The sequence below is a fragment of the Variovorax paradoxus genome (assembly GCA_016806145.1).
In the GTDB taxonomy this organism is placed as follows: Bacteria; Pseudomonadota; Gammaproteobacteria; order Burkholderiales; family Burkholderiaceae_C; genus Variovorax.
In genome coordinates this window covers 2,756,289-2,780,283 of record CP063166.1, presented here as the reverse complement: position 1 = coordinate 2,780,283, position 23,995 = coordinate 2,756,289, and the positions used below count along the sequence as shown (strand labels likewise).

Here is a 23,995-nt window from a genome sequence, read left to right as displayed (position 1 = left end):
GAGCACGACACCAGTGCGCCGTGAGGACGTCTTCATCAGCCTGGTCGAGATGGTCGAGGAGAACCGGTCGTTCGGGAACGCAGCGATGCAGTACGCGCAGTCCAGGCGCCGCCGGCCAACGCCACGCCCGGCAGCACCAGCGCGAGCGCGAGCCAGGTTGAGGCCGTGAGCGGCTCGCGCAGCAGCCAGGCCGCGCCCACGGCGGTCATCAGCGGCACCAGCGCGCCCGACAGCGAGGCGCGCGCCGCGCCCAGCCGCGCGACGGCCACGCCGTAGAGCGCGAGCCCGAGCAGGCCCGCGAACAGCCCCTGCCCCACGGCCTGCAGTGCCACGTCGCGCAGGGGCGCGCTCAACAGCTTCGGCGCGCCCGCGAACCACAGCAGCGGCAGCAGCAGCAGCGTCGAGCCGAGGTTGATCGCGGCCGCGCCCTGCCAGGCCGTGAGACCGCTGCGGCGCAGCGCCAGGGTGTAGCCCGACCACAGCAGCGCGGCGAGCACGAACAGCAGGTCGCCGCGCCATGCCGAGGCGGTCGCGGCCAGGCCACCGAGGCCGGACACCGCGAGCCCCGCGGCCATCAGCGCCAGCCCGAGACAGCGCGAGCGCGCCGGCCGCTCGCCGTCGAGCCACCAGCCGCCCAGCGCGGTGAACAGCGGCACGCTGCCGGCCACGAACACGCCCATGTGGGCGGCCGGCGCCCACTGCGCGCCGGCCATCACCACCAGCCCGAACGGCAGGCCGCCGCCGAGCACCAGCAACGCGCCCTGCCGTGCCGGCAGCGCGCGCAGCACCGCGCGCGAGGCCCACGCCACCGGCAGCAGCACCAGCGCGGGAATCGCATAGCGCAGCACCGCGAGTTCGAGCGGGCCGAGCGAGGTGGTGACGCCATGGCGCGAGGCGATCTGCCAGCCGCTGCCGATCAGCGCGGTGGCGAGCGCGGCGAGGACGCCTGTCCAGGGAAGGGATCGGTTCATGCGGCCAGTCTGGCCGCGCGCGCCCGGCGGCGCTATCAAGATCCTGCGCAGTCGCGCGCTAGCTCATGCGGCGTGAAGCGCGCGGCGTGCCTCGCCGGGCGTCACGCCGACCTCGCGCAGGAGCAGCGCGCCGAGGTGGCTCTGGCGGCAGAAGCCGAGCGCGTGCGCCAGGCCCGCGAGATCGCGCTCGCCGGCATCGAGTTGCGCGAGCGCCGCGGCCAGCCGCAGGTGCAGCCGGTACTGGTGCGGACTCAGGCCGGTGCGGCGGCGAAAGCTGCGGGCCAGATGGAACGGCGAACTGCTGGCCGCCTCGGCCAGTTCGTGCAGCGACAACGTGCGGCCGTCCGCGACCTCCGCCACCAGGCAGCGCCGCGCGCGACCCACCGCGCCCTCGCTGTGCGCGAAACCACCCGCCGCGAGAGCGTCGGCGATCAATCGCGGCGTGGCATCGACGCCATCGAGCCCCGCCTCGAGGCGGCGCCAGTGCAGGCGCAGCCGGTACAGGGCGCGCGGCGACAGCAGGCGCTGGGCTGCGTCGCCGGTCCAGGGCGCGTCGGCCACGCCGTCGGCGGCGCTCACCACCACGCTGCAGCGCGACTCGCGCGCCTAGGGGCGCAACTGGTAGCGCTGGGCGGGCGCGACGCGCAAGGCCGTCAACGCATCGATCCAGGCACCAGGGCCGTCGTCGCCGCGGAACTCCATCGCGGCGGCATCGAAGGGCAGCACCAGTCGCCCCGAGGGCGCGGTGTAGACGGGACTCCATTGCGGCGCGGTTTCGTGCGAACGCACGCGCTCCACGCGCCAGCGCGGATCGGTGGCCAGGAGGACGCGTTGCTGTGCCATGGCGGCCGGGGCGATCGCCGGAGCCGGATCGCCCGCCGCCTCAGCGCACCTTGCGCGCCGAGGGCTTGCCGCCGGCGGGCTTGGCCGAGGGGCGGCCCGAACCGGTGTCGCGCGGCGGCAGCCCGGTGTGCTGCGTGAGGATCCGGCCCTTCGAGGGCTTGACCATCGGCAGCTTCACCGACGGCGCGGCCTTGGCGGTCTTCGTCGCGGGTGCGCTGGTCGAGTTCTTGCGGCGCGCGCTGGTGTAGCCGCCGTCGGTCAGCGGCTGCCAGGTCGGGATCAGGTGGTGCTTGCCGTTGCCGATCAGGTCGGCGCGGCCCATGGCCTTGAGCGCCTCGCGCAGCAGCGGCCAGTTGTTGGCGTCGTGGTAGCGCAGGAAGGCCTTGTGCAGCCGGCGCCGCTTCTCGCCGCGCACGATGTCCACCGTCTCGCTCTCGCGCGTGATCTTGCGCAGCGGGTTGCGGTTGCTGTGGTACATGGTCGTGGCCGTGGCCATCGGGCTCGGGTAGAAGGTCTGCACCTGGTCGGCGCGGAAACCGTTCTTCTTGAGCCAGATCGCGAGGTTCATCATGTCCTCGTCGCTGGTGCCCGGATGCGCGGCGATGAAGTACGGGATCAGGTACTGCTTCTTGCCCGCCTCGGCCGAATACTTCTCGAACATCTGCTTGAACTTGTCGTAGCTGCCGATGCCGGGCTTCATCATCTTGCTGAGCGGGCCCTGCTCGGTGTGCTCGGGCGCGATCTTCAGGTAGCCGCCCACGTGGTGCTGCACCAGTTCCTTCACGTACTCGGGCGACTGCACGGCGAGGTCGTAGCGCAGGCCCGAGCCGATCAGGATCTTCTTGATGCCGCGCAGCGCGCGCGCGCGGCGGTAGATCTTGATCAGCGGATCGTGGTTGGTGTTGAGGTTCTGGCAGATGCCCGGGTACACGCAGCTGGGCTTGCGGCAGGCGGCCTCGATTTCGGGCGACTTGCAGCCGATGCGGTACATGTTGGCCGTGGGGCCGCCGAGGTCGGAGATGGTGCCGGTGAAGCCCTTCACGCTGTCGCGGATGGCCTCGACCTCCTTGATGATCGAGTCTTCCGAGCGGCTCTGGATGATGCGGCCCTCGTGCTCGGTGATCGAGCAGAAGGTGCAGCCGCCGAAGCAGCCGCGCATGATGTTCACGCTGAAGCGGATCATCTCCCAGGCCGGGATCTTGGTCGCGCCGTCGTGGCTGCCGTTCTCGTCGGCGTAGCGCGGATGCGGGCTGCGCGCATACGGCAGGTCGAACACGTGGTCCATCTCGGCCGTGGTCAGCGGGATCGGCGGCGGGTTGATCCAGACGTCGCGCGCGGTCGTGCCCTCGCCATGCGCCTGCACCAGCGCGCGCGCATTGCCGGGGTTGGTCTCGAGGTGCAGCACGCGGTTGGCGTGGGCATAGAGCACCGGGTCGGCGCGCACCTGCTCGTACGAGGGCAGGCGGATCACCGAGCGGTCGCGCGGCGGCACCTTGGTCTTGCCGCGGCCCTGCAGCGCGGGGTTGGGCACGAACTGCAGCGGCTTGATGGCGGGGTTCACGGCCGCGGAGGCCACGGCCGGCGAACCGGCGACCTCGGCCGCCTTGGCGACCGCCTCGGCCTCGTCCTCGCGCGCGCAGCTCGCGCCGTTGGCCTTGGCCTGGTCCGAGACCATCAGGTAGGGATTGACGTGCGCCTCGACGCGGCCCGGCTCGTCCACGCTGGTGGAATCGATCTCGAACCAGCCCTCGGGCGTTTCGCGGCGCACGTAGGCGGTGCCGCGCACGTCGTCGATCTGGTGCACCGGTTCGCGCGCCGCGAGGCGGTGCGCGATCTCGACGATGGCGCGCTCGGCGTTGCCGTAGAGCAGCAGGTCGCACTTGGAGTCGACCACGATCGAGCGGCGGACCTTGTCCTGCCAATAGTCGTAGTGGGCGATGCGGCGCAGGCTGCCTTCGATGCCGCCGAGCACGATCGGCACGTCGTTCCAGGCTTCCTTGCAGCGCTGCGAATAGACGATGGCCGCGCGGTCGGGCCGCGAACCGCCGACGTCGCCGGGCGTGTAGGCGTCGTCGCTGCGGATCTTGCGGTCCGCGGTGTAGCGGTTGATCATCGAATCCATGTTGCCGGCGGTCACGCCGAAGAACAGGTTCGGCTTTCCGAGCGCCTTGAAGGGCTCGGCGCTCTGCCAGTCGGGCTGGGCGATGATGCCCACGCGGAAGCCCTGCGCCTCGAGCATGCGGCCGATCACCGACATGCCGAAGCTCGGATGGTCGACGTAGGCGTCGCCGGTGACGATCACCACGTCGCAGCTGTCCCAGCCGAGCGCCTCCATCTCCTGGCGCGTGGTCGGCAGGAACTTCGCCGTGCCGAAGCGGGCTGCCCAGTACTTGCGGTAGCTGGTCAGCGGCTTGGCGGCGCGCGCGAAAAAGGAGACGTCGACGGGGGCGTTCATCAAATGGGGGTGGTGCGGCAGGCGGCCTCGAACGGAAACGAGAGGTGCGGCTGCGATGGGTAACCCGCGATTTTAGGGTTTTCCACCCTTCCTGTCCCGTGAAAGCGATGGGACGGGGTCTCGATTAGGGGCATCGGCCCAGGCTGGGCTCTCTTTTATTGAAAGCCAAAGTCAGTCAATTACTTGCTTTTGTCAATCACTTGACGCACAGTCGAGCCCATGCCGTCCACCGAATCCCCCGCCGTTCCTGTCGAGGCCGTCAAGGCCGTGCGCCGTTTCAACCGCTTCTTCACACGTCAGGCGGGCGTGCTCGAGCCCTACCTCGGCGGCGCGCTGCCGCTGACCGAGGTGCGCGTGCTCTACGAACTCGCGCATCGCGACGCGCTGGTCGCGACCGATCTGGCGCGCGAACTGGGCCTGGACGGGGGCTACCTGAGCCGCATCCTCAAGCGCTTCGAGACCGAGGGCTGGATCGTGCGCTCGCCGAGCCCGCGCGACGCGCGCCAGAGCCTGCTGACCCTGACCGAGGCCGGCCATGCCGCCTTCGCGCCACTGCAGCAGAAGTCGCGCGAGGAAGCCGCCGCCCTGCTCGCGCCGCTGCCGCCGCGCGAGCGCGAACAGGTGGTCGAGGCCATGGGACGGATCGAGCGCCTGCTCGACCCCGCCGCGCCGCGCGCGCCCACGCGCACGGTGGTGCTGCGCGATCCCAAGCCCGGCGACATGGGCTGGGTGGTGCAGCAGCACGGCGAGCTCTATGCGCGCGAGTACGGCTGGAACGGCGAGTTCGAGGCGCTGGTCGCGGAGATCGTGGCGCAGTACATCCGCAAGTTCCAGCCCGAATGGGAGAAGGGCTGGATCGCCGAGCTCGACGGCGAGCGCGTGGGCGCGATCTTCGTGGTGCGCAAGTCGGCCACCACCGCGCAGCTTCGGCTGCTGCTGCTCACGCCCGCCGCGCGCGGCCTGGGCCTGGGCAGCCGGCTCACCGACGAATGCATCGCCTTCGCGCGCGCCAAGGGCTATCGCAAGATGGTGCTGTGGACCAACAGCTGCCTCACGGCCGCGCGTGCGATCTACGCCAGGCGCGGCTTCGAACTCGAGAAGACCGAAGCCTACGAGGGCTTCGGCCAGCAACTGGTCGGCGAGACCTGGTCGCTGAAGCTCTGATCCTGCCTTGCTCCTTCCCCCTCTGGGGGAAGGTCGGGATGGGGGCACCGGGCGTTTCCACCGCCGCGGCGCCTTGCGAGCGCCCGTGCCCCCACCCCTGCCCTCCCCCAGCGGGGGAGGGAGAAAGACTCACTGCATGTACCAGCCATGGCTCACCACCAGCGACTGGCCGGTGAGCGCATTGGTCGGGAAGGCCGCGAACAGCAGCGCCACGCGCGCCACGTCGTCGGTGGTGGTGAATTCACCATCCACCGTTTCCTTGAGCATCACGTTCTTGATGACTTCCTGCTCGCTGATGCCCAGGGTCTTGGCCTGCTCGGGGATCTGCTTCTCGACCAGCGGCGTGCGCACGAAGCCCGGGCAGATGACGTTGGCGCGCACGCCGTGCTTGGCGCCTTCCTTGGCCACCGTCTTCGCGAGGCCGATCAGGCCGTGCTTGGCCGTCACGTAGGGGGCCTTGAGCAGCGAGGCTTCCTTCGAGTGCACCGAGCCCATGTAGATCACGCTGCCGCCGCGGCCCTGCGCATACATGTGCTTGAGGCAGGCCTTGGTCGTGAGAAAGGCGCCGTCGAGGTGGATCGCGAGCATCTTCTTCCAGTCGGCGAAGCTGAACTCCTCGACCGGATGCACGATCTGGATACCGGCGTTGCTCACCAGGATGTCGATGCCGCCGAAGGCCTTGGCGGCCTCCTCGACCGAGGCGTCGACCTGCGCTTCGTTGGTCACGTCGACCGCCACGCCGATGGCCTGCGCGCCCGTGGCCTTGAGCTCGGCCGCGGTGGCGTCGGCGGCGTCCTTGTTGAGGTCGGCGATGACGATCTTCGCGCCTTCCTGCGCGAAGAGGATCGCGATCTCCTTGCCGATGCCGCTGGCCGAGCCGGTGATGTAGGCGACCTTGTCCTTGAGTTGCATGTGGGTTCCTTGGGTTAGGGTTGCGAAGAAGACGAAGAAGGCGAAGCGAGATAGTCGAGCTCGACCGTGCCGAGCGCGAGCGTCATGTCGGCGATGTAGTGCACGGCCGATTCGACCTTGCGCACCGGCAGCTCGGCCACCGGCGCGAGCGCATGCGGATGCAGCTCGAGCGAGGCCGGGCCGGTCCAGGCGCCGTGCAGCGTGACATCGACCATGTGGTAGCGCACCAGCTCGCAGATGCGCGGCGTGCCATCCACGTGCGGAATGATCTTGAGCAGGAAGTTGGGCTGCGCGATGCCTGCAAGGATCGGGCCGGGCTCGAGCGCACGGTGCTTGAAGCCCATGGTGGCCTTGGCCACGCGCAGCTTGCCGTAGTCGAGGGTGCCGACGATGGTGTCGGTCTCGTAGTCGAACTGCGGCGAGGCCAGTTTCTTCGGAAAGCCCCAGAGCTCGCGCCCGCCGGCGATCGGCGGGTGGTCGTTCAGGTACATCGCATGCACGTAGGCGCCCTGCTCCAGGCCGCGCGCGGTGCGCAACTGCACCGGGATGACCTGGCCCGACTCGGTGTAGTCGCCGAAGCCGGTGGAGTCGGGCATGCGGATGAACTCGTACTTGACGAGCGGTTCGACCACCTCGAGCGGCTCGGGCACCACGGCGCGCAGTGCGTCGAGGTCGGTGCGGTAGGTGATCACCATGAACTCGCGCCGCATGAAGCGGTACGGTCCGGGCGGAAAGGCGGGGCTGGTCAGCGGCATGGCGAAAGCCTGGCGCCGCACGTCTTCAATGTTCACGACATTCCTCCTTTGAAGCATCTTGAATCCGGCAACCAGTCTCGTGCCGGTTTCTTAGCCGGGGCTGAATCGTGAGGGCGATTCCTCTCGTCAGCGTGACAGGCCGGGCCGCTTCACGCGGCCGCTGCCGCCCTCGCCGAGGTCGAAGGTGGTGACGCCGTTGACCGCGGCGTCGCTGCGCAAGGTCTCGGGATGCGCGAGCACGCGGCGCATGTCGCGCGCGCCCGACTCCCAGTGCTCCTCGACCGCCGCGCGCGAGAACTCGTAGTCCTTCGACTCGAGCTCGTAGGGCTTGTCGCGGTAGATCAGGTGGAAGATGTCGATCGGGTGGTGCGTGAGCTCGGCCTGCACCGCCTCGACCGCGGGATCGCGACGCAGATGCGGCGGCAGCTTCTCGATCAGGTCGGCGATCGCCTGCTGCAGGTTCATGTTGGCCGCGAGCGCATCGGTGTTCATGCGCGTGCGGCTCGAATAGGTAATGTCCTTCTGCCGCTCCATCACGCCCGACAGCGTGCGCGGCATCTCGCCGCGCGCATTGAACAGGTCGACCTGCAGCACCACCAGCGGCTCGCTGCGCGGATGCAGGTCGAGCACGTACTGCAGCGGCGTGTTCGAGACGATGCCGCCGTCCCAGAAGTCATCGCCGTCGATGTGCACCGGCGCGAAGCCCGGCGGCAGCGCGCCGCTGGCCATGATGTGCTCGGGCCCGATGCGCTGGCGCGTGTTGTCGAAATACACCGAGTTGCCGGTGCGCACGTTGACCGCGCCCACGCTGAAGCGCGCCTCGCAGTGGTTGATGCGGTCGAAGTCGACCAGGCGCTCGAGCGTGGCCTTCAGCGGCGTGGTGTCGTAGTAGCTCAGGAGCGGTGCCGCGCCGCCGAGCAGCAGGGCCGGCGAATAGCGCGGCTCGAAGAAGCCGGGAATGCCCACCAGCGAGGCCATGGTCGCGCTCCACTGGTTCTGCGTGGCGCGGTCGCCGAGCCAGGACGGCAGGCGCTGCGAAGGGCCCGAGGACACGAGGTGCCAGAACTCGCGCAGCCGGTCGACCCGGTGCTCGGGCGCATTGCCCGCGATCAGCGCGGCGTTGATCGCGCCGATCGACACGCCCGCGATCCAGTGCGGCTGCAGCTCGGTCTCGCTGAGCGCCGCATAGACGCCGGCCTGGTAGGCGCCGAGCGCGCCGCCGCCCTGCAGCACCAGGGCCTTGCGCGCGGAGCGCATGTCCTCGCGCCGCGCCACGAAGGCTTCGAGCTTGCGGGCCGCGGAAGCGGCCTGGCTCTTGCGGCGGGTGGGAGAAGACGGGGAACGGGGGGAAGGAGAGACAGGGGAGGAACGGGGCTTCTTCGGGGACGTCGTCATGCGGGCATTTGACATCAGCCCCGTGACCCCCGACTGACCAGGGGACACTCGAAGCGGCGTTCAGCGGACCTGCTTCACATCTTCGGCAGCAATTGCCCGCGGATTTCGCCACCCGGATTGGCGGCCGTGTGGACGTTGGCGTACCACTTGCCCGCGCTGAGGTCGGCCGCCTGCGCCGGCGTGAGCGTGGCCTCGCCCTCGATCGGGCTGGCCGCGTTCGAAAACGGCAGCACCACGCCGGCATTGGCGCCGGCCGGTGCCGGACCATGGAAGTGGGCCGCCGTGGCCGGACCGCTGAGGCCGGTGTAGGTGATCTTGTACTTGAGGACGTTGGTGTCGCGGTTGAGCCAGGCCTCGGCCATGCCGCTGCCGCGCGTCATGTTCGGTGGCACCTCGCTGGCCGCGTTCATGGTGCCGCTGAAGCTCGCGACATTGGCCTTGGACATCATGCCGCAGCCGGCCAGTGCCGCGCTGGCCGCGCCGGCGACGAGGGCGGCGCGCAAGAGGGTGCCGTATCGGTTCATGGGAAGTCTCCTGATCGTGAATGAATGCGGACCAGCATAGGCAGGGCATCCGCGATCCCTTGTCGGCCACCACCGCGAGTTCGCCGTGCGCACGGCGCCGGCCTCGCCATTGAAAGCCGATTGAAAGAAGACAATGCCGCGATGATTTCAGCCCCCGAATCCTCAACCTCCCCCGCCCTGCCCTCGGCGCACGATGTGGTGCAGTTCTGGCGCGAGGCCGGCCCCAAGCGCTGGTTCGCCAAGGACGAGGCCTTCGATGCCGAGTTCGCCCATCGCTTCGTCGAGGTCCACCATGCCGCCGCGCGCGGCGAGCTCGACGGCTGGATGCACGATGCCGAAGGCACGCTCGCGCTGCTGGTGCTGCTCGACCAGCTGCCGCGCAATGCCTGGCGCGACAACGCCCACATGCTGGCGACCGACGGCAAGGCGCTGGCCGTCGCGCACCATGCAGTCGACGCCGGCTTCGATCGCCAGCTCGAGGAAGTGCTGCGGCCATTCTTCTACATGCCCTTCATGCATTCCGAGGTGCTGGCCGAGCAGGAGCGCTCGGTCGTGCACTGCAGCGCGCTCGATGCCAACACCCATCGCTTCGCGGTGCTGCATCGGGACATCGTGGCGCGCTTCGGCCGCTTTCCGCATCGCAACCGGATGCTGGGCCGCGCGAGCACGCCCGAGGAGCTTCAGTTCCTCGCCGAGGGCGGCTTCAAGGGCTGAGCGCGTTCAGAGATCGCCGCCCGAGCGCGTGCGCGCCGGCACATGCTCGTCCTTGCCGGCGCCGATGCCGACGTCGGAGTGCTTGAGCGAGCCATAGCTGCGCGCATAGACCCAGGTGAACTCGGCGCCCAGCAGGAAGATCTGCGCCGAGTAGTAGACCCACACCAGCACCACCACCAGCGAGCCCGCGGCGCCGTAGCCCGAGGCCACGCTGCTCTTGCCGATGTACAGCCCGATCAGGTGCTTGCCGACGGTGAACAGCAGCGCCGTCACCGCCGCGCCCACCCACACGTCGCGCCACTGCACCTTGGTGCGCGGCATGATCTTGTAGATCATCGCGAAGATCACGGTGACCATGCCGAAGCTGAACACAAAGTTGACCCACTGGGCCAGCGTTTCCCAGGCGCCGAACATCGGCGACCACCACTTGCCGAGCGCGGCCAGCGCGGCGCTCGCCACCAGCGACACCATCAAGAGGAAGCCGATGCCCATCACCATGCTGAAGGACAGCAGGCGCACGCGCAGCAGGTTGAAGATGCCGCTGCTCTTGGCGCGCGCGGGGGCGCGCCAGATGCGGTCCAGCGCGTCCTGCAGTTCGCCGAACACGGTGGTGGCGCCGACCACCAGCAGCGCGATGCCGATCAGGGTGGCGACGATGCCCTCGCGCGGCTTGTTGACCGCCTGCAGCATGCTCTGCACCGCGGCCGCGCCCTGCTCGCCCATCAGGCCCGAGAGCTGCAGGAGGATCTCGCCGCGCGCGGCCTCCTGCCCGAACACCAGCCCGGCGACGGCGATCACGATCAGCAGCAGCGGCGCGATCGAGAACACGGTGTAGTAGGCGAGCGCGGCGCCCATGCTCGGGGCGTAGTCGTTCGACCAGGAGGCGACGGCGCGGCGGCAGAGATCGAAGAGGGGTCGCAGGTACATGGCGCACAGTCTCCTGTCGGTGAGCGGTGCCGTCCTGTCGGAGCGGCACCCGGCATCTTGCCGTCTGCCTACGATAATCGCTCAAACATGCAACCGTCTCCCCCAGCCTCCGGCGCGGCGGCGCCCTCCACGCCCTCGCACCCGCAGTCGCCGCGCGACCTCTTCGTGTCCTTCACCTTCCTGGCGCTGCAGGGCTTCGGTGGCGTGCTGGCCATCGTGCAGCGCGAGATGGTCGAGAAGAAGAAGTGGCTCACGCCCGAGCAGTTCCTCGAGGACTGGGCCGTGGCCCAGGTGATGCCGGGGCCCAACGTGATCAACCTCGCGCTGATGATCGGCGACCGCTACTTCGGCCTGCGCGGCGCGCTCGCCGCGGTGGCCGGCATGCTCACGGTGCCGCTGTTCGTGATCCTCGCGCTCGCGGTGCTCTACGCGCACTACGCGGGCAACCCGCAGGTCGCGGGCGCGCTGCGCGGCATGGGCGCGGTATCGGGCGGGCTGATCGCGGCCACCGGCATCAAGCTGATCCCGCAGCTGCGCAAGCATCCGCTGGGCTTCGCCACCTGCGTGGTGTTCGTGGCGCTGGTGTTCGGCGCCATCGCGTGGGCGCGCATCCCGCTGGGCTGGGTGCTGCTGGTGCTCGGCGGCGTGGCCTGCGGCTGGACCTGGAAGAGGATCGAGCCATGAACATCGTTATGCACTGGCACGACTGGCTCGCGCTGTTCGGCCACTACATGCTGCTGTCGATGCTCTCGATCAGCGGCGCCATCACCACCGTGCCCGACATGCACCGCTACCTGGTGGCGCAGCACGGCTGGCTCACCGACGCGCAGTTCACCTCCTCGGTTGCCATCGCGCAGGCCGCGCCCGGGCCCAACGTGCTGTTCGTCGGACTGATGGGCTGGAACGTCGGCCTCAACGCGGGCGGCGGCATCGGCGCCGGGCCCTCGGCCTGGCTGCTCGGCCTGTTCGGGCTGGCCGTGACCATGGTCGGCATCATGCTGCCGAGCACCACCCTGACCTACTTCGCCACCCGCTGGGGCCACCGCAACCGCACCCGCCGCGGCGTGCGCGCCTTCAAGCAGGGCATGGCGCCCGTGGTGGTGGGCCTGTTGATCGCCACCGGCTGGGTACTGGCCGCCGGCAACCACGTGGGCAACGCACCGGCCTGGCACCTGTGGCTGCTGACCGGCGTGGCCGCGCTCATCGTCTGGCGCACGCGCATCCACCTGCTGTGGCTGCTGGGCGCCGGCGCGGCGCTCGGCGCCATCGGTTTCGTCTGAACTTCGCCCCCTTCTTCGTCCACCCTCTTCTTCCTTCCTCAGGAGCTTTCCCATGTCGCAACTTCGCCCCCTCGGCCGCTCCGGCCTCCAGGTGTCCCCGCTCGCCTTCGGCGGCAACGTGTTCGGCTGGACCGTCGACGAGGCCGCCTCGTTCAAGCTGCTCGATGCGTGGCTCGACGCCGGCTTCAACTTCGTCGACACCGCCGACGTCTACTCGTACTGGGTGCCGGGCCACAGCGGCGGCGAGTCCGAGACCATCATCGGCAAGTGGCTCAAGCAGAGCGGCAAACGCAGCCGCGTGGTGCTGGCCACCAAGCTCGGCAAGCCGATGGGCGAAGGCAAGGTCGGGCTCTCGCCGGCCTACATCCGCGAGGCGGTCGAGGCCTCGCTCAAGCGCCTGCAGACCGACTACATCGATCTCTACCAGTCGCACGACGACGACGCCAACACGCCGCTCGAGGACACGCTGGGCGCCTTCGACGACCTCGTGAAGGCCGGCAAGGTGCGCGCCATCGGCGCCTCGAACTTCACGGCGCCGCGGCTGGCCGAGGCGCTCGACGTCTCCGAGCGCCTGGGCATCGCGCGCTACGAGAGCCTGCAGCCGCTGTACAACCTCTACGACCGCGCCGTGTTCGAGGACGACCTCGAGCCGCTGTGCCTGAAGCGCGAGGTCGGCGTGATCAACTTCTATGCGCTGGCCGCCGGCTTCCTCACCGGCAAGTACCGCACCGAGGCCGACGCGGCCAAGAGCGCGCGTGGCGCCAGCACCACCAAGAAGTACCTCAACCCGCGCGGGCTGCGCATCCTCGAGGCGCTCGACAAGGTAGCCCAGCAGTACAACGCGAAGCCGGGCCAGGTGGCGATCGCGTGGCAGATCGCGCGGCCCTCGGTGACCGCGCCGATCGCGAGCGCGACCTCGATCGCCCAGCTCGACGAACTGGTGACCGCCACCCAGCTCAAGCTCGACGCGGGCACGATCGCGATGCTCGACCGCGCGAGCGAGGAAGAAGGCAAGGCGGCCGCCTGAGGACGCGGCGATGAGCGACTTCGAAGCCATCGCGACGCCTTCGCTCGAGCACTTCGCCGACCTGCGCGTGGAGGTCGGCCAACCCCAGGTGCTGGGCCAGGGGCCGGGCGGCCTGCGCCGCGTGGTGCCGATCACCGGCGGCCAGGCGCGGGGCCATGGCTGGACCGCGCGCGTGCTGCCGGGCGGCAGCGACTTTCAACTGATCGTGGGCGAGACCCTCTCGGTGCTCGATGCGCGCTATGGCCTCGAGACCGATGCCGGCGACCTCGTCTACGTGCAGAACCATGCGATCCGCAGCGCCTCGCGCGAGACCATGGCGCGGCTGCTGCGCGGCGAGCCGGTCGATCCGGCGCAGGTGTATTTCCGCTGCACGCCGCATTTCGAGACCGCCTCGCCCGCGCTGGCCTGGATCGCCGAACGGCTGTTCCTCGGCGCCGGCGTGCGCCGGCCGGCCGAGGTGGTGATGCGCTTCTGGGCCGTGAACTAGCGCTTAACCGTCGACCGGCTCGGCGGGCGTGGCCAGGATGCGCTGGTAGAAGGCCACGTCGAGCCAGCGGCCGAACTTGAAGCCCGCCTGCCGCACCGTGCCCGCGTGCTCGAAGCCCAGGCGCTCGTGCAGCGCGATGCTGCCGGCGTTCTGGGCGTCGATGGCGCCGACCAGCACGTGCACCTCGCGCGCCTGCGCCTCGGCCACGATCGCTTCGAGCAGCGTGCGGCCCAGGCCCTTGCCGCGGTCGGCGGCATCGACGTACACCGAGTGCTCGACCGTGTACTTGTAGGCCGGGAAGGCGCGGAACGTGCCGTAGCTCGCGAAGCCCATGAGGCGGCCGTCATCGTCCACCGCGCCGATCACCGGGAAGCCGTTGGCGCGCTTGGTGGCGAACCAGCCGGCCATTTGCTCGGGCGTGCGCGGCTTGTAGTCGTAAAGCGCGGTCGAGGTGACGATGGCGTCGTTGAGGATCGCGAGGATGGTGCCGGCGTGGGCTTCCTCGGTGCAGGGGATCAGGCGCATGGGGCTCCTTTGCGGCATTGCGCGGTTGTTCACTATAGGAGAATAATAGTCTCTTATGAGAAACGATGCATCCTCTTCCGCCACGGAACCGGCCGAGCCCATCGATGCGCTGATCGCCCGGCGGCTGCTGGCGCTGCGGCAGGCGCAGGGTCTGAGCCTCGCGGAACTGGCCGAGCGCTCGGGCGTGAGCAAGGCGATGATCTCCAAGGTCGAGCGTGCGCAGAGCAGCCCCACGGCCGTGCTGCTGGGGCGGCTGGCCGCGGGGCTGGGCGTGCCGCTGGCGCAGTTGCTGACGCAGGACGAAGGCCGCGACACGCAACGGCTGCGTCCCCGCGCCGCGCAGGCGGTGTGGCGCGACCCGGGCGCGGGCTACCTGCGCCGGCAGGTGCTCGAGCGCGGCGCGGCCGGCGGCATCGAGCTGGTCGAGGTCGAGCTGCCGCGCGCGGCGCGGGTCGCCTATCCGCGCTGGAGCGGCAAGCCCTACCGCCAATGCCTGTGGCTGCTCGAGGGCCAACTGCAGGTCGACTACGGCGAGGAGCGCTTCCGGCTCGCGAGCGGCGACTGCCTGGATTTCGGGGTCGACCGCGCGCTGGGGTTCGAGGCGCTGGGCGACGGCGGCTGCCGCTACCTGCTGGTGGCCGACCAGGACCTGCGTCCCCAGTAGGCCCGCTCCCACAGCCGCTGGCGGCACCGGCCGGTGCGGGCGGCCCGCGCGCTCCAGATACTGCGAGACATCACAGCTTCGGAGGAACACGCATGTCGTTCGCGCTCTACATGATCGGTTTTCTGATCTTCATGGCCGGCCTGATCTGGGGCGCCTCGGTGGCCGGCGTGCCGACGCTCTACATCGGCATCGGCTCGCTGATCCTGCTGGGCATCGGCATCTTCAGCGCGGTCGGCCGCACCCGCGGCAAGGACCCGTCGCAGTAAGGCCGCGGCGCGGCGTTCAGGCGCCGCGCTGACGCATCGCCTCGTAGAGGCACACACCGCTGGCGACCGAGACGTTGAGGCTCTCGACCGCGCCCGCCATCGGGATGCTGACCAGCTCGTCGCAGGTCTTGCGCGTGAGCTGGCGCATGCCCTCGCCCTCGGCACCGAGCACCAACGCCAGCGGGCGCTTGAAGTCGCTCTGGTAGATGGTGCCGGGCGCGTCGTCGCTGGTGCCCACGCACCAGATGCTGCGCTCCTTAAGCTCGTTGAGCGTGCGCGCGAGGTTGGTCACCATGAAATAGGGCACCGTCTCGGCCGCGCCGCTCGCGACCTTGGCCACGGTGGCGTTGATGCCGGCCGCATGGTCCTTGGGCGCGATCACCGCATGGGCACCGGCCCCGTCGGCCACACGCAGGCAGGCGCCGAGGTTGTGCGGATCGGTCACGCCGTCGAGCACCAGCAAGAGCGGCACGGTGCCGGCCTCCTCCAGGCCCTCGAGCAGTTCGTCGAGCGAATGGATCTGAGCGGCCGGCTCCACGCGCGCCACCACGCCCTGGTGGCCGTGGCTGCCGCTGAGCTTGGCGAGCCGCGCGCCGTCGGCCTCGACCAGCCGCACGCCGGCATCCTGGGCCCGCGCCATGAACTGTTTCATGCGCGCATCGCGCCGGCTGGCGTCGAACAGCACCTCGAGCACGGACTTGGGCGCGGTCTTGATGCGCACGCCCACGGCATGGAAGCCGAAGATCACTTTGGGAGAAGACATGCGCCGATTATCGAGGGAGCCCGCCCTTGCCCGGCTTCAGGCCAGCGGCAGGCCGGCGCGCGCCTGCGCCAGTTCGTCGTGCAGCTGCTGCACCGCGAGCGCGCGCGGATGCACGCGCTGCGCGTCGCCCACGCTCTCGAGGTACTCGCAGGCCGAGAAGCGGTCGGCCATCTGCTCGTAGCGCGCCACCCAGGCCTCGCGCTGCGCGAGCCGCTCGGGCGCCACGGGCCAGACGCCGGGGCGCGGCCGCATCGGATCGCCGATGCCGATGCGCCAGGGCTTGGCGCTCACGCGCGCGCGAAAGCAGTTCTGGTTGCGGCACATGCGCGCATAGACATTGTCGGCGCCCAGCGTCTGGAAGACGTCGGCGACCGCGGCATCGGAAGGCGCGAACACGTCGTGCATGGCGAGCGCGCGCAGTCCCGCGGGGGTGCGGTAGAGCCGCAGGTGCCAATCGGGATGCTGGTGGATGAAGCGCTCGATGCGCGCGCGCACCGCCGCCAGTGGATCGCCCTGGGGTTCGGCCAGGCGCAGGCCCTCGGCGCGCACGCGCCAGAAGCCGAAGCCCGCCACCAGCACGGCGGCCGCCACGGCCAGCGGCCACGACTTGGTGGCATAGCCCGCGACCAGCGCGCCGATGAGCGCGGCGCCGATGACGGTGAGCCCGCGCGCATTGCCGCGCTGGGCATTCTCGAAGTCGACATCGACGAACAGCACGTCGGGCGTGTTGAGGCAGCGCGCGCCATAGCCGTTGCGCGTGACGATGTCCTCGCCGTGGCGCTCGACGATCTCCTCGCGGATCGGCATGCCGTCGGCGCCGTTGTAGGCCACCTTGCGTTCGCGGCGCTCGAGCTTCTCGCCGCCGGCGATGCGCTCGAAGGCCTCGCGCGTGCGCTGGTCGGCGTGGGCCTGCGCGGCCACGGGGCTGTCGTCGGACCAGCCGAAACGGCGCACCGTGAGCTGGCGGCCGTCGATGCGTTCCTGGATGCGGCCTTCGGCCCAGAACTGCGGAACGATCATCAGGCTCAGGCGCTGACGAAGAAGAAGACCGCGGCCGCCACAGCGACCACCAGCACGATCGCCAGCCACTTGACGCCGCCGCCCGAAGGCACGCGGCCGGGCTCGGCCATCGGGTCGAAGGCGCCATGCGGCACCGACTGGCCCTGCTCGCCATGCATGTGCTCGTCGACCCGCTTCAGCGATTCGGCCAGGCCGAGGCCGGTGGCCTCGCGCACGATCTTCACCGCCTCGACCTTGCGGCCCTGCGCCAGCGCCGCGATCGCCTCGGCCGGCAGGCCCTGCGCACCGCCGCTCAAAAGCCGGTTCCATTCATCAGTCTCGGGCGCGGGTTCGCCCTCCACCGCGTTGGCATGCCGCTCGACCAGTTCCTTGGACTCCTTGAGGCCGAGGCCGGTGCGGTCGCGCACGATCTTGATGGCCTCGATCAGGTTGCCGCGCTGCAGCGCGAGTCGGGCATCGGGGGGTAGCTCGTCCTGCATCTTGAATCTCCTCCTGCAGGTCCGGTTGTACCCGAAGCCCTCAGACTGCCGCGTCGGCGTTCTTCTCGTTGAGGATCACGCGGCCGGCCTCGATCATGATGCGGCGCTCGCACTGGGCCGCGATGCCGCGGTCGTGCGTCACCAGCACGAGCGTGGTGCCGAGTTCGCGGTTGAGGTCGAACATCAGCCGCATCACCTGCTCGCCGGTGGCGAAGTCGAGGCTGCCCGTGGGCTCGTCGGCCAGCAGCAAGGCCGGCTGCACCACGAAGGCCCGCGCCAGCGCCACGCGCTGCTGCTCGCCGCCCGACAGCACCTTGGGATAGTGGTTGAGCCGCTGGCCCAGGCCGACGCGGCCCAGCATCTCGGTCGCGGCCTTGCGGGCATCCTTGCGGTTGGCCAGCTCCAGCGGCAGCATCACGTTCTCGAGGGCGCTGAGGTTGCCCAGCAGCTGGAAGCTCTGGAACACGAAGCCCACGCGCTGCGCGCGCAAGGCGGCCCGGTCATCCTCGTCGATGGCGAAGATGTCGTCGCCGGCCAGCTTCACCGTGCCGCGCGTGGGCGTGTCGAGCCCGGCGACGATCGACAGCAAGGTGCTCTTGCCCGACCCCGACGCACCCACGATGGCCGCGGTTTCCCGGGCCCCGAGGGTGAAATCGATGTCCTGCAGAATGTCCAGGGTACCGGTCGAGTCGGTGACGGACTTGAACACATGCTCGACGGCGACAATCGCATTGGACGGGGGTTGGGACATGGAAAGGCTTTGGTTTTGAATCGACGTGACTTTATCTTGACCACTGCCGCGCTCGGCAGTTCCGGGCCATGGCGTGGGGCGATGGCGCAGGGCGCCGCCGCGCGCAAGCCGGTGATCCTGGTGCTCGGCGATTCGCTGAGCGCCGAGTACGGCCTCAAGCGCGGCGAAGGCTGGGTGCCGCTGCTCGAGAAGCGCCTCGCGCAGCAGAAGCTCGACGCCACCGTGGTCAACGCCAGCATCAGCGGCGACACCAGCTCGGGCGGACGCGCGCGCTTCGCGGCGCTGCTCGCGCAGCACAAGCCCAGCCACCTGGTGCTCGAGCTCGGCGCCAACGATGCGCTGCGCGGCCTGCCGCTCGCCGACACCGAGGCCAACCTGCTGCAGATCACGCAGTCCGCGCAGGCCGCGGGCGCCAAGGTGCTGATCGTGGGCATCCAGGTGCCGCCCAATTACGGCGGCGACTACACGCGGCGCTTCGAGGCGGTGTTCGCCAAGGTGGCGTCCACCACCAAGTCCGCGCTGGTGCCCTTCCTGCTCAAGGGCGTGGCCGACGCGCCGAATGCGATGTCGCTGTTCCAGGCCGACCGCATCCATCCGACCGCAGCGGCGCAGCCGCAACTGCTCGACAACGTCTGGCCCGAACTGCGCAAGCTGCTCGCCGCCAAGTAGGGCCGAAGGGCCGGGCCCTGCGCCGATCGCGCGCCAACAAAAAGCCGCTGCGGGACCGACAGGCCCCCAGCGGCTTCGTCATCGAGAACGGAAAAGGTTCCGGGCGGGACAGCGTTCAACCGTTCTTGGTCGGCAGCTCCGGCACGGTCGGCGGATCGCGTTCGAGCGAGGCCACGTCGTCTTCCGGATCGCCCGGCGCGAGGCCGTCGCTGCTCGGGGAAAGCTTGCGGTTCGCCTTTTCGCGGAGCTTTTCTTCCTTCTTCTTCTTGCGAGCCAGCTCTTTCTGCCGCTTCTCGTAACCGTAATTCGGTGTTGCCACTGATCTCTCCTTCAGGCGAAGCAGTCGACGACTGCGCGTCGGGGTACTGTAAGCGATAACCGGAGCGCCTCCGGCGCGGGCCGGTCAGGCCATCCGCGCGAGCGCCTGCTGCAGGTCGGCGCGCAGATCGTCCACGTCCTCCAGGCCGATCGAGAAGCGCACCAGCGTGCCCTTGTAGGGCCAGGGCGCGACGTCGGGGTCGCGCATCAGGCCGATGTCGTAGGGCACCACCAGGCTGATCGGCCCGCCCCACGAATAGCCGAGGCGGAACAGCTGCAGGCTGTCGCAGAAGCGGTCGACCTGCTCGGTGCCGTAGCGCTCGTCGAAGACGATCGAGAACAGGCCCGCCGCGAGGTCGACCTCGCCGCACAGCGCGCGCCAGTGGCGGTGACCGGGCGAGCTCTCGATCGCCGGATGCAGCACCTGGGCGACCTCGTCGCGGTCGGTGAGCCAGCGCGCGAGCTCGCGCGCCGCGCGGTCGTGCGCCGCATAGCGCAGCCCGATGCTCGGCAGCGAGCGCAGCAGCGTCTCGACATCGCCCACGCCCACGCCGAAGCCGATGCGCATGTGGGTGAGCTTGAGCGCGCGGTGCAGCCGCTCGTCGCGCGTGACCACGCTGCCCATGAGCACGTCGCCGCCGCCGCTCGGGTACTTGGTCAGCGCATGCACCGAGATGTCGACGCCCTGCCCGCTGGCGTTGAAGTCGAAGGGCGCGAAGGCCAGGCCCGCGCCCCAGGTGTTGTCGAGCGCGCTGAGCACGCCGCGCGCGCGGCAGGCGGCCGCGAGCGCGGGCAGGTCCGGGAACTCCATCGTCACCGAGCCCGCGGCCTCGAGCCACACCAGCTTCGTGCGCGGCGAGATCTTGGCCGCGAGGTCCTCGGGGTTCATGGCGTCGTACAGGCGGTACGCGATGCCGAAGTTGGCGAGCTCGCCGGTGGCCAGCGCCTTGTTGGGGCCGTAGGCGTTGTCGGGGATCAGCACCTCGTCGCCGGTCTTGAGGAAGGCGAAGGCCACGAGCGAGATCGCCGCGAGGCCGCTGGGCACCAGCAGGCATTCGGTGCCGCCCTCGAGGGTGGCCAGGCGCTCCTCGAGCGTGAAGGTGGTGGGCGTGCCGTGCAGGCCGTAGGTGTAGCCGGCCTTGGTCTTCCAGTCGCGCGCGCGCATCGCGGCCACGTCGGCGAAGAACACGGTCGAGGCCTTGTAGACGCCGGGCTGGGGCGCGTCGAAGGTGGCGGGCGGCACGTAGGGGTGGTGGATCAGGGTCGTGGAAGGCTTGCTCATGCGGTCGATGCTAGCGCGCCCCCAGGGGCCGGGCTTTCGTGTGCTTTTATAAAAACAGTTCTTGTGTTTAAATAAAGTGTATGAAATCGAACCCACCCTCCCCGGCGGCCTCCTATGCGCTCGCGGACCTGTGCGTGCTGGCCGACCTGCCGCCGCGCACGGTGCGCTACTACGTGCAGATCGGCATCGTCGACCGGCCCGAGGGCGAGACCCGCGCGGCGCGCTATGGCGCGCGCCACCTCGAGCAGCTGCTGCTGATCAGGAAGTGGACGGCGGCCGGCGTCTCGCTCGAGCGCATCCGCGAGCTGCTGCAGGGCCAGGAGGCGCCGGTGCCGGCGCGCCCGCGCATGGCCGGCTCGGTGGAGGTGCGCAGCCACCTGACGGTGGCCGACGGCGTCGAGGTGGTGATCGAACCCGGCCGGGCCGGGCTGTCGCCGGAGCAGGTGCGCGGTTTCATCCAGGGCGTGATGGCGGCCTTCGCGGCGGCCAGCGCCCCCTCCCCCGTCGACGGCCCCGCCGCCGACGTTCCGAAGAAGAACTGAAGACACAGGAAAGGGACATCCCATGAGCCATCAGGAACATGCACGCATGACGACCGCGAACGGCGAGCACGTGCTGCTCGAAGGCGTGAAAGCCAGCGGCGACCTGCGCGGCGTGCTGCTCGAGATGACGGTCGAGCAGCGCTTCCGCAATCCGGGAGCCTCCAACGTCGAGGTGGTCTACGGCTTTCCGCTGCCGTGGGGCGCTGTGCTGCTGGGCGTCGACGTGCAGCTCGGCGAGCGGCAACTGCGCGGCACGGTGGTCGAGAAGGCCGAGGCCGAGGTCGCCTACGAAGGCGCGCTGGCCGAGGGCCACGCGGCCATCATGCTGGAGAAGAACCACGACCGCAGCTACACGCTGAACCTCGGCAACCTCGCGGCGAACGAGGCCTGCGTGGTCACCCTGCGCTATGCGCAGACGCTGTCCTTCGAGCAGCAGGGCCTGCGCCTGCTGATCCCGACGGTGATCGCGCCGCGCTACGGTGACCCGGTCGCCGACGGCGGGCTGCAGCCGCACCAGGCGCCCGAGCACAGCGCGGTGGCGTCCTACCCCTTCGACATCGAACTGCGCCTGCATGGCGAACTGGCACGAGCGCGCGTGGCCTCGCCCAGCCATCCGGTGGGCGTGGCGATGCGGCCCGCGAGCGGCCTACTGCAGGTGTCGCTGGCGCGCCACGGCGCGCTCGACCGCGACTTCGTGCTGGTGCTCGACGAGCTCGCGCAGTCTTCGGTGGCCGTGGTGGCGCCCGACGATGTCGCGCCCGGCGGCATCGTCGCGCTCGCGAGCTTCTGCCCACGGGTGCCGGCGCGCGGCCCGGCCACCACCGACGTTCAGTTGCTCGTCGACTGCTCGGGCTCGATGGCCGGCGACAGCATCGATGCCGCGCGGCGCGCGCTGCAATCGATCGTTACGCAGCTGGGCGCGGGCGACCGCTTCTCGCTCTCGCGCTTCGGCACCACGGTCGAGCACCGTTCGCGTGGCCTGTGGCAGCTCACCGAGGTCACGCGACTGGCCGCGCAGCGCTGGATCGGCGCGCTGCAGGCCGACCTGGGCGGCACCGAGATGGAGAGCGCGCTGGCCTCGACCTTCGCGCTGGGCACCGGCGTGTCGAGCGACGTGCTGGTGGTCACCGACGGCGAGATCAGCGCCATCGACGCGACCGTCGAATCGGCCAAGGCCTCGGGGCACCGCGTGTTCGTGGTCGGCATCGGCAGCAGCCCGGCCGAGAGCCACCTGCGGCGCCTGGCCGAGGCCACGGGCGGGGCCTGCGACTTCGTCTCGCCCGGCGAGGCGGTCGAGCCGGCCGTGCTGCGCATGTTCGCGCGGCTGCGCTCGCCGCGGCTCGATGCGCTGCGCGTCGAATGGCCGGGCGGCGCGCGGCCGCGGTGGACCTCCGCCCTGCCGCTCTCGGCCTTCGGCGCCGACACGGTGAACGTGTTCGCGCTGTTCGACGCGGTGCCCGAAGGCGAGGTGCGGCTGCTCGGCATGCGCGCGGGCGGCGACGAGGCCGAGGAAGTCATCGGCAACGCGCGCCTGGATGCCCTGACCGAGCCGATCGAGGCGCTCGGCCGGATCGCCGCGCACGCCCGGGTGGCCGAACTCGGCGCGACGGACGTGGCGCAAGCCCGCCGCCTCGCCGTGGCCTACCAGCTCGTGACCGACCTCACCAATTACCTGCTCGTGGTCGAACGCGCCGAGGGCGAGCGCGCGACCGACATGCCCGAACTGCGCAAGGTGGCGCAGATGGTGCCGGCGGGCTGGGGCGGCGCCGGCTCCGTGCAGTTCGACGCCATGCTTGCGGCACCGGCGTCGGCGCCGATGCTGATGCGCACGCGCGGCATGCCGATGGCGGCCGCCGCCGGTGGCGCGCCCCGCCGAATGATGAAGATGCAGGCGAACTCGGCCGCCGAGTCCGCGGCGATGGCCCCGGCGGGCACGCCGCGCGCCCTGGGCGCCTGGCTGCGCAAGGCACCGGCCGGCGCCTGGCCGACCACCTATGCCGCGCTGGCGGCCCAGGGCATTCCGCAGGAAGTGGTCGACTGGCTCGAGCTGGTGATGGCGGCGCTGGACGGCACGCAGCGCACGGAGGCGACCGTGGTGGCCTCGTTCCTGCACCTGCTGGCCAACGTGCGGGTCTTCGAGCAGTCCGGCCAGCCCGAAGGCGTGCTGCGCGGCACCGCCCATGCCGTGCGCCGCCTGCGCGAGGCCTTCGGCCGCGGGCCGGCCAGCATGGCCCCCGAGGTCGACATGCGCTTCGTCGAGCAACTGGCGGCCCAACTGGCCGGCATGACGCCCGAGCGCTGGCCCGACCCGGTCTACGCGCTGCACGCGGAGGCCCAGGCCTGAGATGCGGCAGCTCACGCGCGCGCCCGTGCCGCACCTGCGGCCCTTCGTGCGGCAGGTCTGGGCCTGGGCGCCGGGCGCCGAGAGCGCGGGTGCCGAACACCCCGGCGCGCGCGAGCACGTGCTGCCCACGGGCGGCATGCACCTGGTGTTCCGGCTCTCGGGGCCGCCGCTCAAGCTCTTCGGCCACGCGGCCGACACCGAGGGCCAGACCTACGGCCATGCCATCGTCGGCGGCGCGCGCAGCAGCTTCTACCTGCGCGACGTCTCGGTGGCCACGCGCTCGGTCGGCGCCCAGTTGCAGCCCGGCGCGGCGCGCGCGCTGCTGGGCGCGCCCGAGGACGCGTTGTCGGGCCAGCACACACCGCTGGACGCGCTCTGGGGCGCGCGCGAGGCGGCGGATGCGCTCGAGCGGCTGCATGCCGAGGACGATCTGGCGCGCCAGCTCGCGCTGTTCGAGGCGATGCTGTCGGCGCGGCTGGCACTCGCGCTGCGCGCCGGCCTGCGCGGGCTGCATCCGGCGATCGCGGCGGCGCTCGGGCCGCTCGCGGGCGAGAACCCGGCCATCGGCGCGCTGGTGGCCGACAGCGGCTACAGCCACCGGCGCTTCATCGCGCTGTTCCGCGGCGCCATCGGGCTCTCGCCGAAGGAGTACGCGCGCGTGATGCGCTTCGACCGCGCGCTGGCGCTGGCGGCCGATCCGGCGCGGCCCTGGGCCGAGATCGCCTTCGAGGCCGGCTATGCCGACCAGGCGCACCTGAGCCGCGAGTTCTCGGCGCTCGCGGGCATGGCGCCGCAGGCCTGGCGGCGCACGGGCGCCACGTCGCCGCGCCACGTGGCGGCGCCCGCGGACGCCGCTACCGGTCAAATTCGTTCAAGACGGCCGCGCTGAAGGCTTCCAGAATCGGTGCCGACACGCGA

The 23,995-nt window shown here is 70.5% G+C and carries 27 protein-coding genes and 1 pseudogene; 12 read left to right on the top strand and 16 right to left on the bottom strand.

Annotated features, from left to right (window positions below; all coding sequences use genetic code 11):
• Positions 1-35: 35 nt before the first annotated feature.
• The 4 genes from INQ48_12840 to INQ48_12825 all read right to left on the bottom strand — a co-directional run bounded on the left by INQ48_12840 (position 36) and on the right by INQ48_12825 (position 4,269).
• On the bottom strand, positions 36-971 hold the full coding sequence (locus INQ48_12840) for a DMT family transporter (GenBank protein ID QRF60043.1): 936 nt from the start codon (positions 969-971) through the stop codon (positions 36-38).
• 63 nt (positions 972-1,034) lie between these two features.
• Positions 1,035-1,550, bottom strand: coding sequence for a helix-turn-helix transcriptional regulator (locus INQ48_12835; GenBank protein QRF60042.1), 516 nt, complete (start codon positions 1,548-1,550; stop codon positions 1,035-1,037).
• 27 nt (positions 1,551-1,577) lie between these two features.
• Positions 1,578-1,814 carry a hypothetical protein gene (locus INQ48_12830; GenBank protein QRF60041.1) on the bottom strand — a complete coding sequence of 79 codons (237 nt, stop codon included), beginning with the start codon at positions 1,812-1,814 and terminating at the stop codon, positions 1,578-1,580.
• 40 nt (positions 1,815-1,854) lie between these two features.
• Positions 1,855-4,269 (bottom strand): YgiQ family radical SAM protein, encoded by a 2,415-nt coding sequence (locus tag INQ48_12825; GenBank protein QRF60040.1) that lies wholly within the window; start codon positions 4,267-4,269, stop codon positions 1,855-1,857.
• 219 nt (positions 4,270-4,488) lie between these two features.
• On the opposite strand from INQ48_12825, the gene INQ48_12820 reads away from it, so the two are divergent.
• The gene (locus INQ48_12820) at positions 4,489-5,433 is read left to right on the top strand and encodes a bifunctional helix-turn-helix transcriptional regulator/GNAT family N-acetyltransferase (GenBank protein ID QRF60039.1); all 945 of its coding nucleotides are present in this window, start codon (positions 4,489-4,491) and stop codon (positions 5,431-5,433) included.
• A 129-nt stretch (positions 5,434-5,562) separates the two neighbouring features.
• On the opposite strand, the gene INQ48_12815 is transcribed toward INQ48_12820, so the two are convergent.
• The 4 genes from INQ48_12815 to INQ48_12800 form a co-directional block, all read right to left on the bottom strand.
• On the bottom strand, positions 5,563-6,345 hold the full coding sequence (locus INQ48_12815) for a 3-hydroxybutyrate dehydrogenase (protein ID QRF60038.1): 783 nt from the start codon (positions 6,343-6,345) through the stop codon (positions 5,563-5,565).
• Between the two features lie 14 nt (positions 6,346-6,359).
• Positions 6,360-7,136, bottom strand: a complete 777-nt coding sequence (locus INQ48_12810) for an acetoacetate decarboxylase (GenBank protein ID QRF60037.1) — start codon at positions 7,134-7,136, stop codon at positions 6,360-6,362.
• 90 nt (positions 7,137-7,226) lie between these two features.
• Positions 7,227-8,357, bottom strand: coding sequence for a patatin-like phospholipase family protein (locus INQ48_12805; protein QRF60714.1), 1,131 nt, complete (start codon positions 8,355-8,357; stop codon positions 7,227-7,229).
• Between the two features lie 212 nt (positions 8,358-8,569).
• Positions 8,570-9,019, bottom strand: coding sequence for a CHRD domain-containing protein (locus tag INQ48_12800; protein QRF60036.1), 450 nt, complete (start codon positions 9,017-9,019; stop codon positions 8,570-8,572).
• A gap of 141 nt (positions 9,020-9,160) precedes the next feature.
• On the opposite strand from INQ48_12800, the gene INQ48_12795 reads away from it, so the two are divergent.
• Entirely contained in the window at positions 9,161-9,733 is a 573-nt protein-coding gene (locus tag INQ48_12795; GenBank protein ID QRF60035.1) for a DUF924 family protein, read from the top strand.
• Positions 9,734-9,811: 78 nt separating this feature from the next.
• Here INQ48_12795 and INQ48_12790 read toward each other — a convergent pair.
• Positions 9,812-10,660, bottom strand: a pseudogene (locus INQ48_12790) (YihY/virulence factor BrkB family protein).
• 87 nt (positions 10,661-10,747) lie between these two features.
• Between INQ48_12790 and INQ48_12785 the strand changes: the two are divergent.
• Genes INQ48_12785 through INQ48_12770 form a run of 4 tightly spaced genes read left to right on the top strand, consistent with a single transcriptional unit; the run spans position 10,748 to position 13,454 of the window.
• Entirely contained in the window at positions 10,748-11,344 is a 597-nt protein-coding gene (locus tag INQ48_12785) for a chromate transporter (GenBank protein ID QRF60034.1), read from the top strand.
• Complete coding sequence (locus INQ48_12780; GenBank protein ID QRF60033.1) at positions 11,341-11,940, top strand: chromate transporter; 600 nt, start codon at positions 11,341-11,343, stop codon at positions 11,938-11,940. The genes INQ48_12785 and INQ48_12780 overlap by 4 nt, the downstream gene beginning before the upstream one ends.
• Positions 11,941-11,992: 52 nt before the next feature.
• Positions 11,993-12,967 carry an aldo/keto reductase gene (locus tag INQ48_12775; GenBank protein QRF60032.1) on the top strand — a complete coding sequence of 325 codons (975 nt, stop codon included), beginning with the start codon at positions 11,993-11,995 and terminating at the stop codon, positions 12,965-12,967.
• Positions 12,968-12,977: 10 nt separating this feature from the next.
• Positions 12,978-13,454, top strand: coding sequence for a DUF3237 domain-containing protein (locus INQ48_12770; GenBank protein QRF60031.1), 477 nt, complete (start codon positions 12,978-12,980; stop codon positions 13,452-13,454).
• A 3-nt stretch (positions 13,455-13,457) separates the two neighbouring features.
• Here INQ48_12770 and INQ48_12765 read toward each other — a convergent pair whose 3' ends face one another.
• Positions 13,458-13,979, bottom strand: coding sequence for an N-acetyltransferase (locus INQ48_12765; protein ID QRF60030.1), 522 nt, complete (start codon positions 13,977-13,979; stop codon positions 13,458-13,460).
• A gap of 55 nt (positions 13,980-14,034) precedes the next feature.
• Between INQ48_12765 and INQ48_12760 the strand changes: the two genes are divergently transcribed.
• Positions 14,035-14,643, top strand: coding sequence for a helix-turn-helix domain-containing protein (locus INQ48_12760; protein ID QRF60029.1), 609 nt, complete (start codon positions 14,035-14,037; stop codon positions 14,641-14,643).
• Positions 14,644-14,735: 92 nt separating this feature from the next.
• On the top strand, positions 14,736-14,909 hold the full coding sequence (locus INQ48_12755) for a hypothetical protein (GenBank protein ID QRF60028.1): 174 nt from the start codon (positions 14,736-14,738) through the stop codon (positions 14,907-14,909).
• Between the two features lie 16 nt (positions 14,910-14,925).
• On the opposite strand, the gene rlmB is transcribed toward INQ48_12755, so the two are convergent.
• The 4 genes from rlmB to INQ48_12735 are packed head-to-tail and all read right to left on the bottom strand — an operon-like array spanning position 14,926 to position 17,922.
• A complete protein-coding gene (gene rlmB / locus INQ48_12750; protein QRF60027.1) occupies positions 14,926-15,672 on the bottom strand; it encodes a 23S rRNA (guanosine(2251)-2'-O)-methyltransferase RlmB in 747 nt (248 codons plus the stop codon).
• Between the two features lie 36 nt (positions 15,673-15,708).
• Positions 15,709-16,692 carry a hypothetical protein gene (locus INQ48_12745; GenBank protein QRF60026.1) on the bottom strand — a complete coding sequence of 328 codons (984 nt, stop codon included), beginning with the start codon at positions 16,690-16,692 and terminating at the stop codon, positions 15,709-15,711.
• Positions 16,693-16,697: 5 nt separating this feature from the next.
• A complete protein-coding gene (locus INQ48_12740) occupies positions 16,698-17,171 on the bottom strand; it encodes a ribosomal protein L7/L12 (protein QRF60025.1) in 474 nt (157 codons plus the stop codon).
• A gap of 40 nt (positions 17,172-17,211) precedes the next feature.
• Entirely contained in the window at positions 17,212-17,922 is a 711-nt protein-coding gene (locus tag INQ48_12735) for an ATP-binding cassette domain-containing protein (GenBank protein ID QRF60024.1), read from the bottom strand.
• 81 nt (positions 17,923-18,003) lie between these two features.
• Here INQ48_12735 and INQ48_12730 point away from each other — a divergent pair, with 81 nt between their 5' ends.
• Complete coding sequence (locus INQ48_12730) at positions 18,004-18,591, top strand: arylesterase (GenBank protein ID QRF60023.1); 588 nt, start codon at positions 18,004-18,006, stop codon at positions 18,589-18,591.
• Positions 18,592-18,706: 115 nt separating this feature from the next.
• Here the strand turns inward: INQ48_12730 and INQ48_12725 are convergent, their stop codons facing one another.
• The gene (locus tag INQ48_12725; GenBank protein QRF60022.1) at positions 18,707-18,910 is read right to left on the bottom strand and encodes a hypothetical protein; all 204 of its coding nucleotides are present in this window, start codon (positions 18,908-18,910) and stop codon (positions 18,707-18,709) included.
• Between the two features lie 84 nt (positions 18,911-18,994).
• The gene (locus INQ48_12720; GenBank protein QRF60021.1) at positions 18,995-20,191 is read right to left on the bottom strand and encodes a PLP-dependent transferase; all 1,197 of its coding nucleotides are present in this window, start codon (positions 20,189-20,191) and stop codon (positions 18,995-18,997) included.
• Positions 20,192-20,271: 80 nt separating this feature from the next.
• On the opposite strand from INQ48_12720, the gene INQ48_12715 reads away from it, so the two are divergent.
• Genes INQ48_12715 through INQ48_12705 form a run of 3 tightly spaced genes read left to right on the top strand, consistent with a single transcriptional unit; the run spans position 20,272 to position 23,966 of the window.
• The gene (locus INQ48_12715) at positions 20,272-20,733 is read left to right on the top strand and encodes a MerR family transcriptional regulator (protein QRF60020.1); all 462 of its coding nucleotides are present in this window, start codon (positions 20,272-20,274) and stop codon (positions 20,731-20,733) included.
• A 22-nt stretch (positions 20,734-20,755) separates the two neighbouring features.
• Positions 20,756-23,077: a VWA domain-containing protein gene (locus tag INQ48_12710; protein ID QRF60019.1), complete on the top strand. Its 2,322-nt coding sequence runs from the start codon at positions 20,756-20,758 to the stop codon at positions 23,075-23,077.
• A gap of 1 nt (position 23,078) precedes the next feature.
• Positions 23,079-23,966: a helix-turn-helix transcriptional regulator gene (locus INQ48_12705; protein ID QRF60018.1), complete on the top strand. Its 888-nt coding sequence runs from the start codon at positions 23,079-23,081 to the stop codon at positions 23,964-23,966.
• Positions 23,967-23,995 lie beyond the last annotated feature (29 nt).

What these genes read in the sequence shown, in the direction of transcription:
- INQ48_12780 (QRF60033.1), top strand. Translation starts at nt 11,341, where the DNA reads ATGAACATCGTTATGCACTGGCACGACTGGCTCGCGCTGTTCGGCCAC.
- INQ48_12795 (QRF60035.1), top strand. Translation starts at nt 9,161, where the DNA reads ATGATTTCAGCCCCCGAATCCTCAACCTCCCCCGCCCTGCCCTCGGCG.
- INQ48_12785 (QRF60034.1), top strand. Translation starts at nt 10,748, where the DNA reads ATGCAACCGTCTCCCCCAGCCTCCGGCGCGGCGGCGCCCTCCACGCCC.
- INQ48_12820 (QRF60039.1), top strand. Translation starts at nt 4,489, where the DNA reads ATGCCGTCCACCGAATCCCCCGCCGTTCCTGTCGAGGCCGTCAAGGCC.
- rlmB (QRF60027.1), bottom strand. Translation starts at nt 15,672, where the DNA reads ATGTCTTCTCCCAAAGTGATCTTCGGCTTCCATGCCGTGGGCGTGCGC.
- INQ48_12800 (QRF60036.1), bottom strand. Translation starts at nt 9,019, where the DNA reads ATGAACCGATACGGCACCCTCTTGCGCGCCGCCCTCGTCGCCGGCGCG.
- INQ48_12760 (QRF60029.1), top strand. Translation starts at nt 14,035, where the DNA reads ATGAGAAACGATGCATCCTCTTCCGCCACGGAACCGGCCGAGCCCATC.
- INQ48_12755 (QRF60028.1), top strand. Translation starts at nt 14,736, where the DNA reads ATGTCGTTCGCGCTCTACATGATCGGTTTTCTGATCTTCATGGCCGGC.
- INQ48_12715 (QRF60020.1), top strand. Translation starts at nt 20,272, where the DNA reads ATGAAATCGAACCCACCCTCCCCGGCGGCCTCCTATGCGCTCGCGGAC.
- INQ48_12825 (QRF60040.1), bottom strand. Translation starts at nt 4,269, where the DNA reads ATGAACGCCCCCGTCGACGTCTCCTTTTTCGCGCGCGCCGCCAAGCCG.
- INQ48_12740 (QRF60025.1), bottom strand. Translation starts at nt 17,171, where the DNA reads ATGCAGGACGAGCTACCCCCCGATGCCCGACTCGCGCTGCAGCGCGGC.
- INQ48_12730 (QRF60023.1), top strand. Translation starts at nt 18,004, where the DNA reads ATGGCGCAGGGCGCCGCCGCGCGCAAGCCGGTGATCCTGGTGCTCGGC.
- INQ48_12720 (QRF60021.1), bottom strand. Translation starts at nt 20,191, where the DNA reads ATGAGCAAGCCTTCCACGACCCTGATCCACCACCCCTACGTGCCGCCC.
- INQ48_12710 (QRF60019.1), top strand. Translation starts at nt 20,756, where the DNA reads ATGAGCCATCAGGAACATGCACGCATGACGACCGCGAACGGCGAGCAC.
- INQ48_12830 (QRF60041.1), bottom strand. Translation starts at nt 1,814, where the DNA reads ATGGCACAGCAACGCGTCCTCCTGGCCACCGATCCGCGCTGGCGCGTG.
- INQ48_12770 (QRF60031.1), top strand. Translation starts at nt 12,978, where the DNA reads ATGAGCGACTTCGAAGCCATCGCGACGCCTTCGCTCGAGCACTTCGCC.
- INQ48_12805 (QRF60714.1), bottom strand. Translation starts at nt 8,357, where the DNA reads ATGCGCTCCGCGCGCAAGGCCCTGGTGCTGCAGGGCGGCGGCGCGCTC.
- INQ48_12840 (QRF60043.1), bottom strand. Translation starts at nt 971, where the DNA reads ATGAACCGATCCCTTCCCTGGACAGGCGTCCTCGCCGCGCTCGCCACC.
- INQ48_12765 (QRF60030.1), bottom strand. Translation starts at nt 13,979, where the DNA reads ATGCGCCTGATCCCCTGCACCGAGGAAGCCCACGCCGGCACCATCCTC.
- INQ48_12775 (QRF60032.1), top strand. Translation starts at nt 11,993, where the DNA reads ATGTCGCAACTTCGCCCCCTCGGCCGCTCCGGCCTCCAGGTGTCCCCG.
- INQ48_12815 (QRF60038.1), bottom strand. Translation starts at nt 6,345, where the DNA reads ATGCAACTCAAGGACAAGGTCGCCTACATCACCGGCTCGGCCAGCGGC.
- INQ48_12745 (QRF60026.1), bottom strand. Translation starts at nt 16,692, where the DNA reads ATGATCGTTCCGCAGTTCTGGGCCGAAGGCCGCATCCAGGAACGCATC.
- INQ48_12705 (QRF60018.1), top strand. Translation starts at nt 23,079, where the DNA reads ATGCGGCAGCTCACGCGCGCGCCCGTGCCGCACCTGCGGCCCTTCGTG.
- INQ48_12735 (QRF60024.1), bottom strand. Translation starts at nt 17,922, where the DNA reads ATGTCCCAACCCCCGTCCAATGCGATTGTCGCCGTCGAGCATGTGTTC.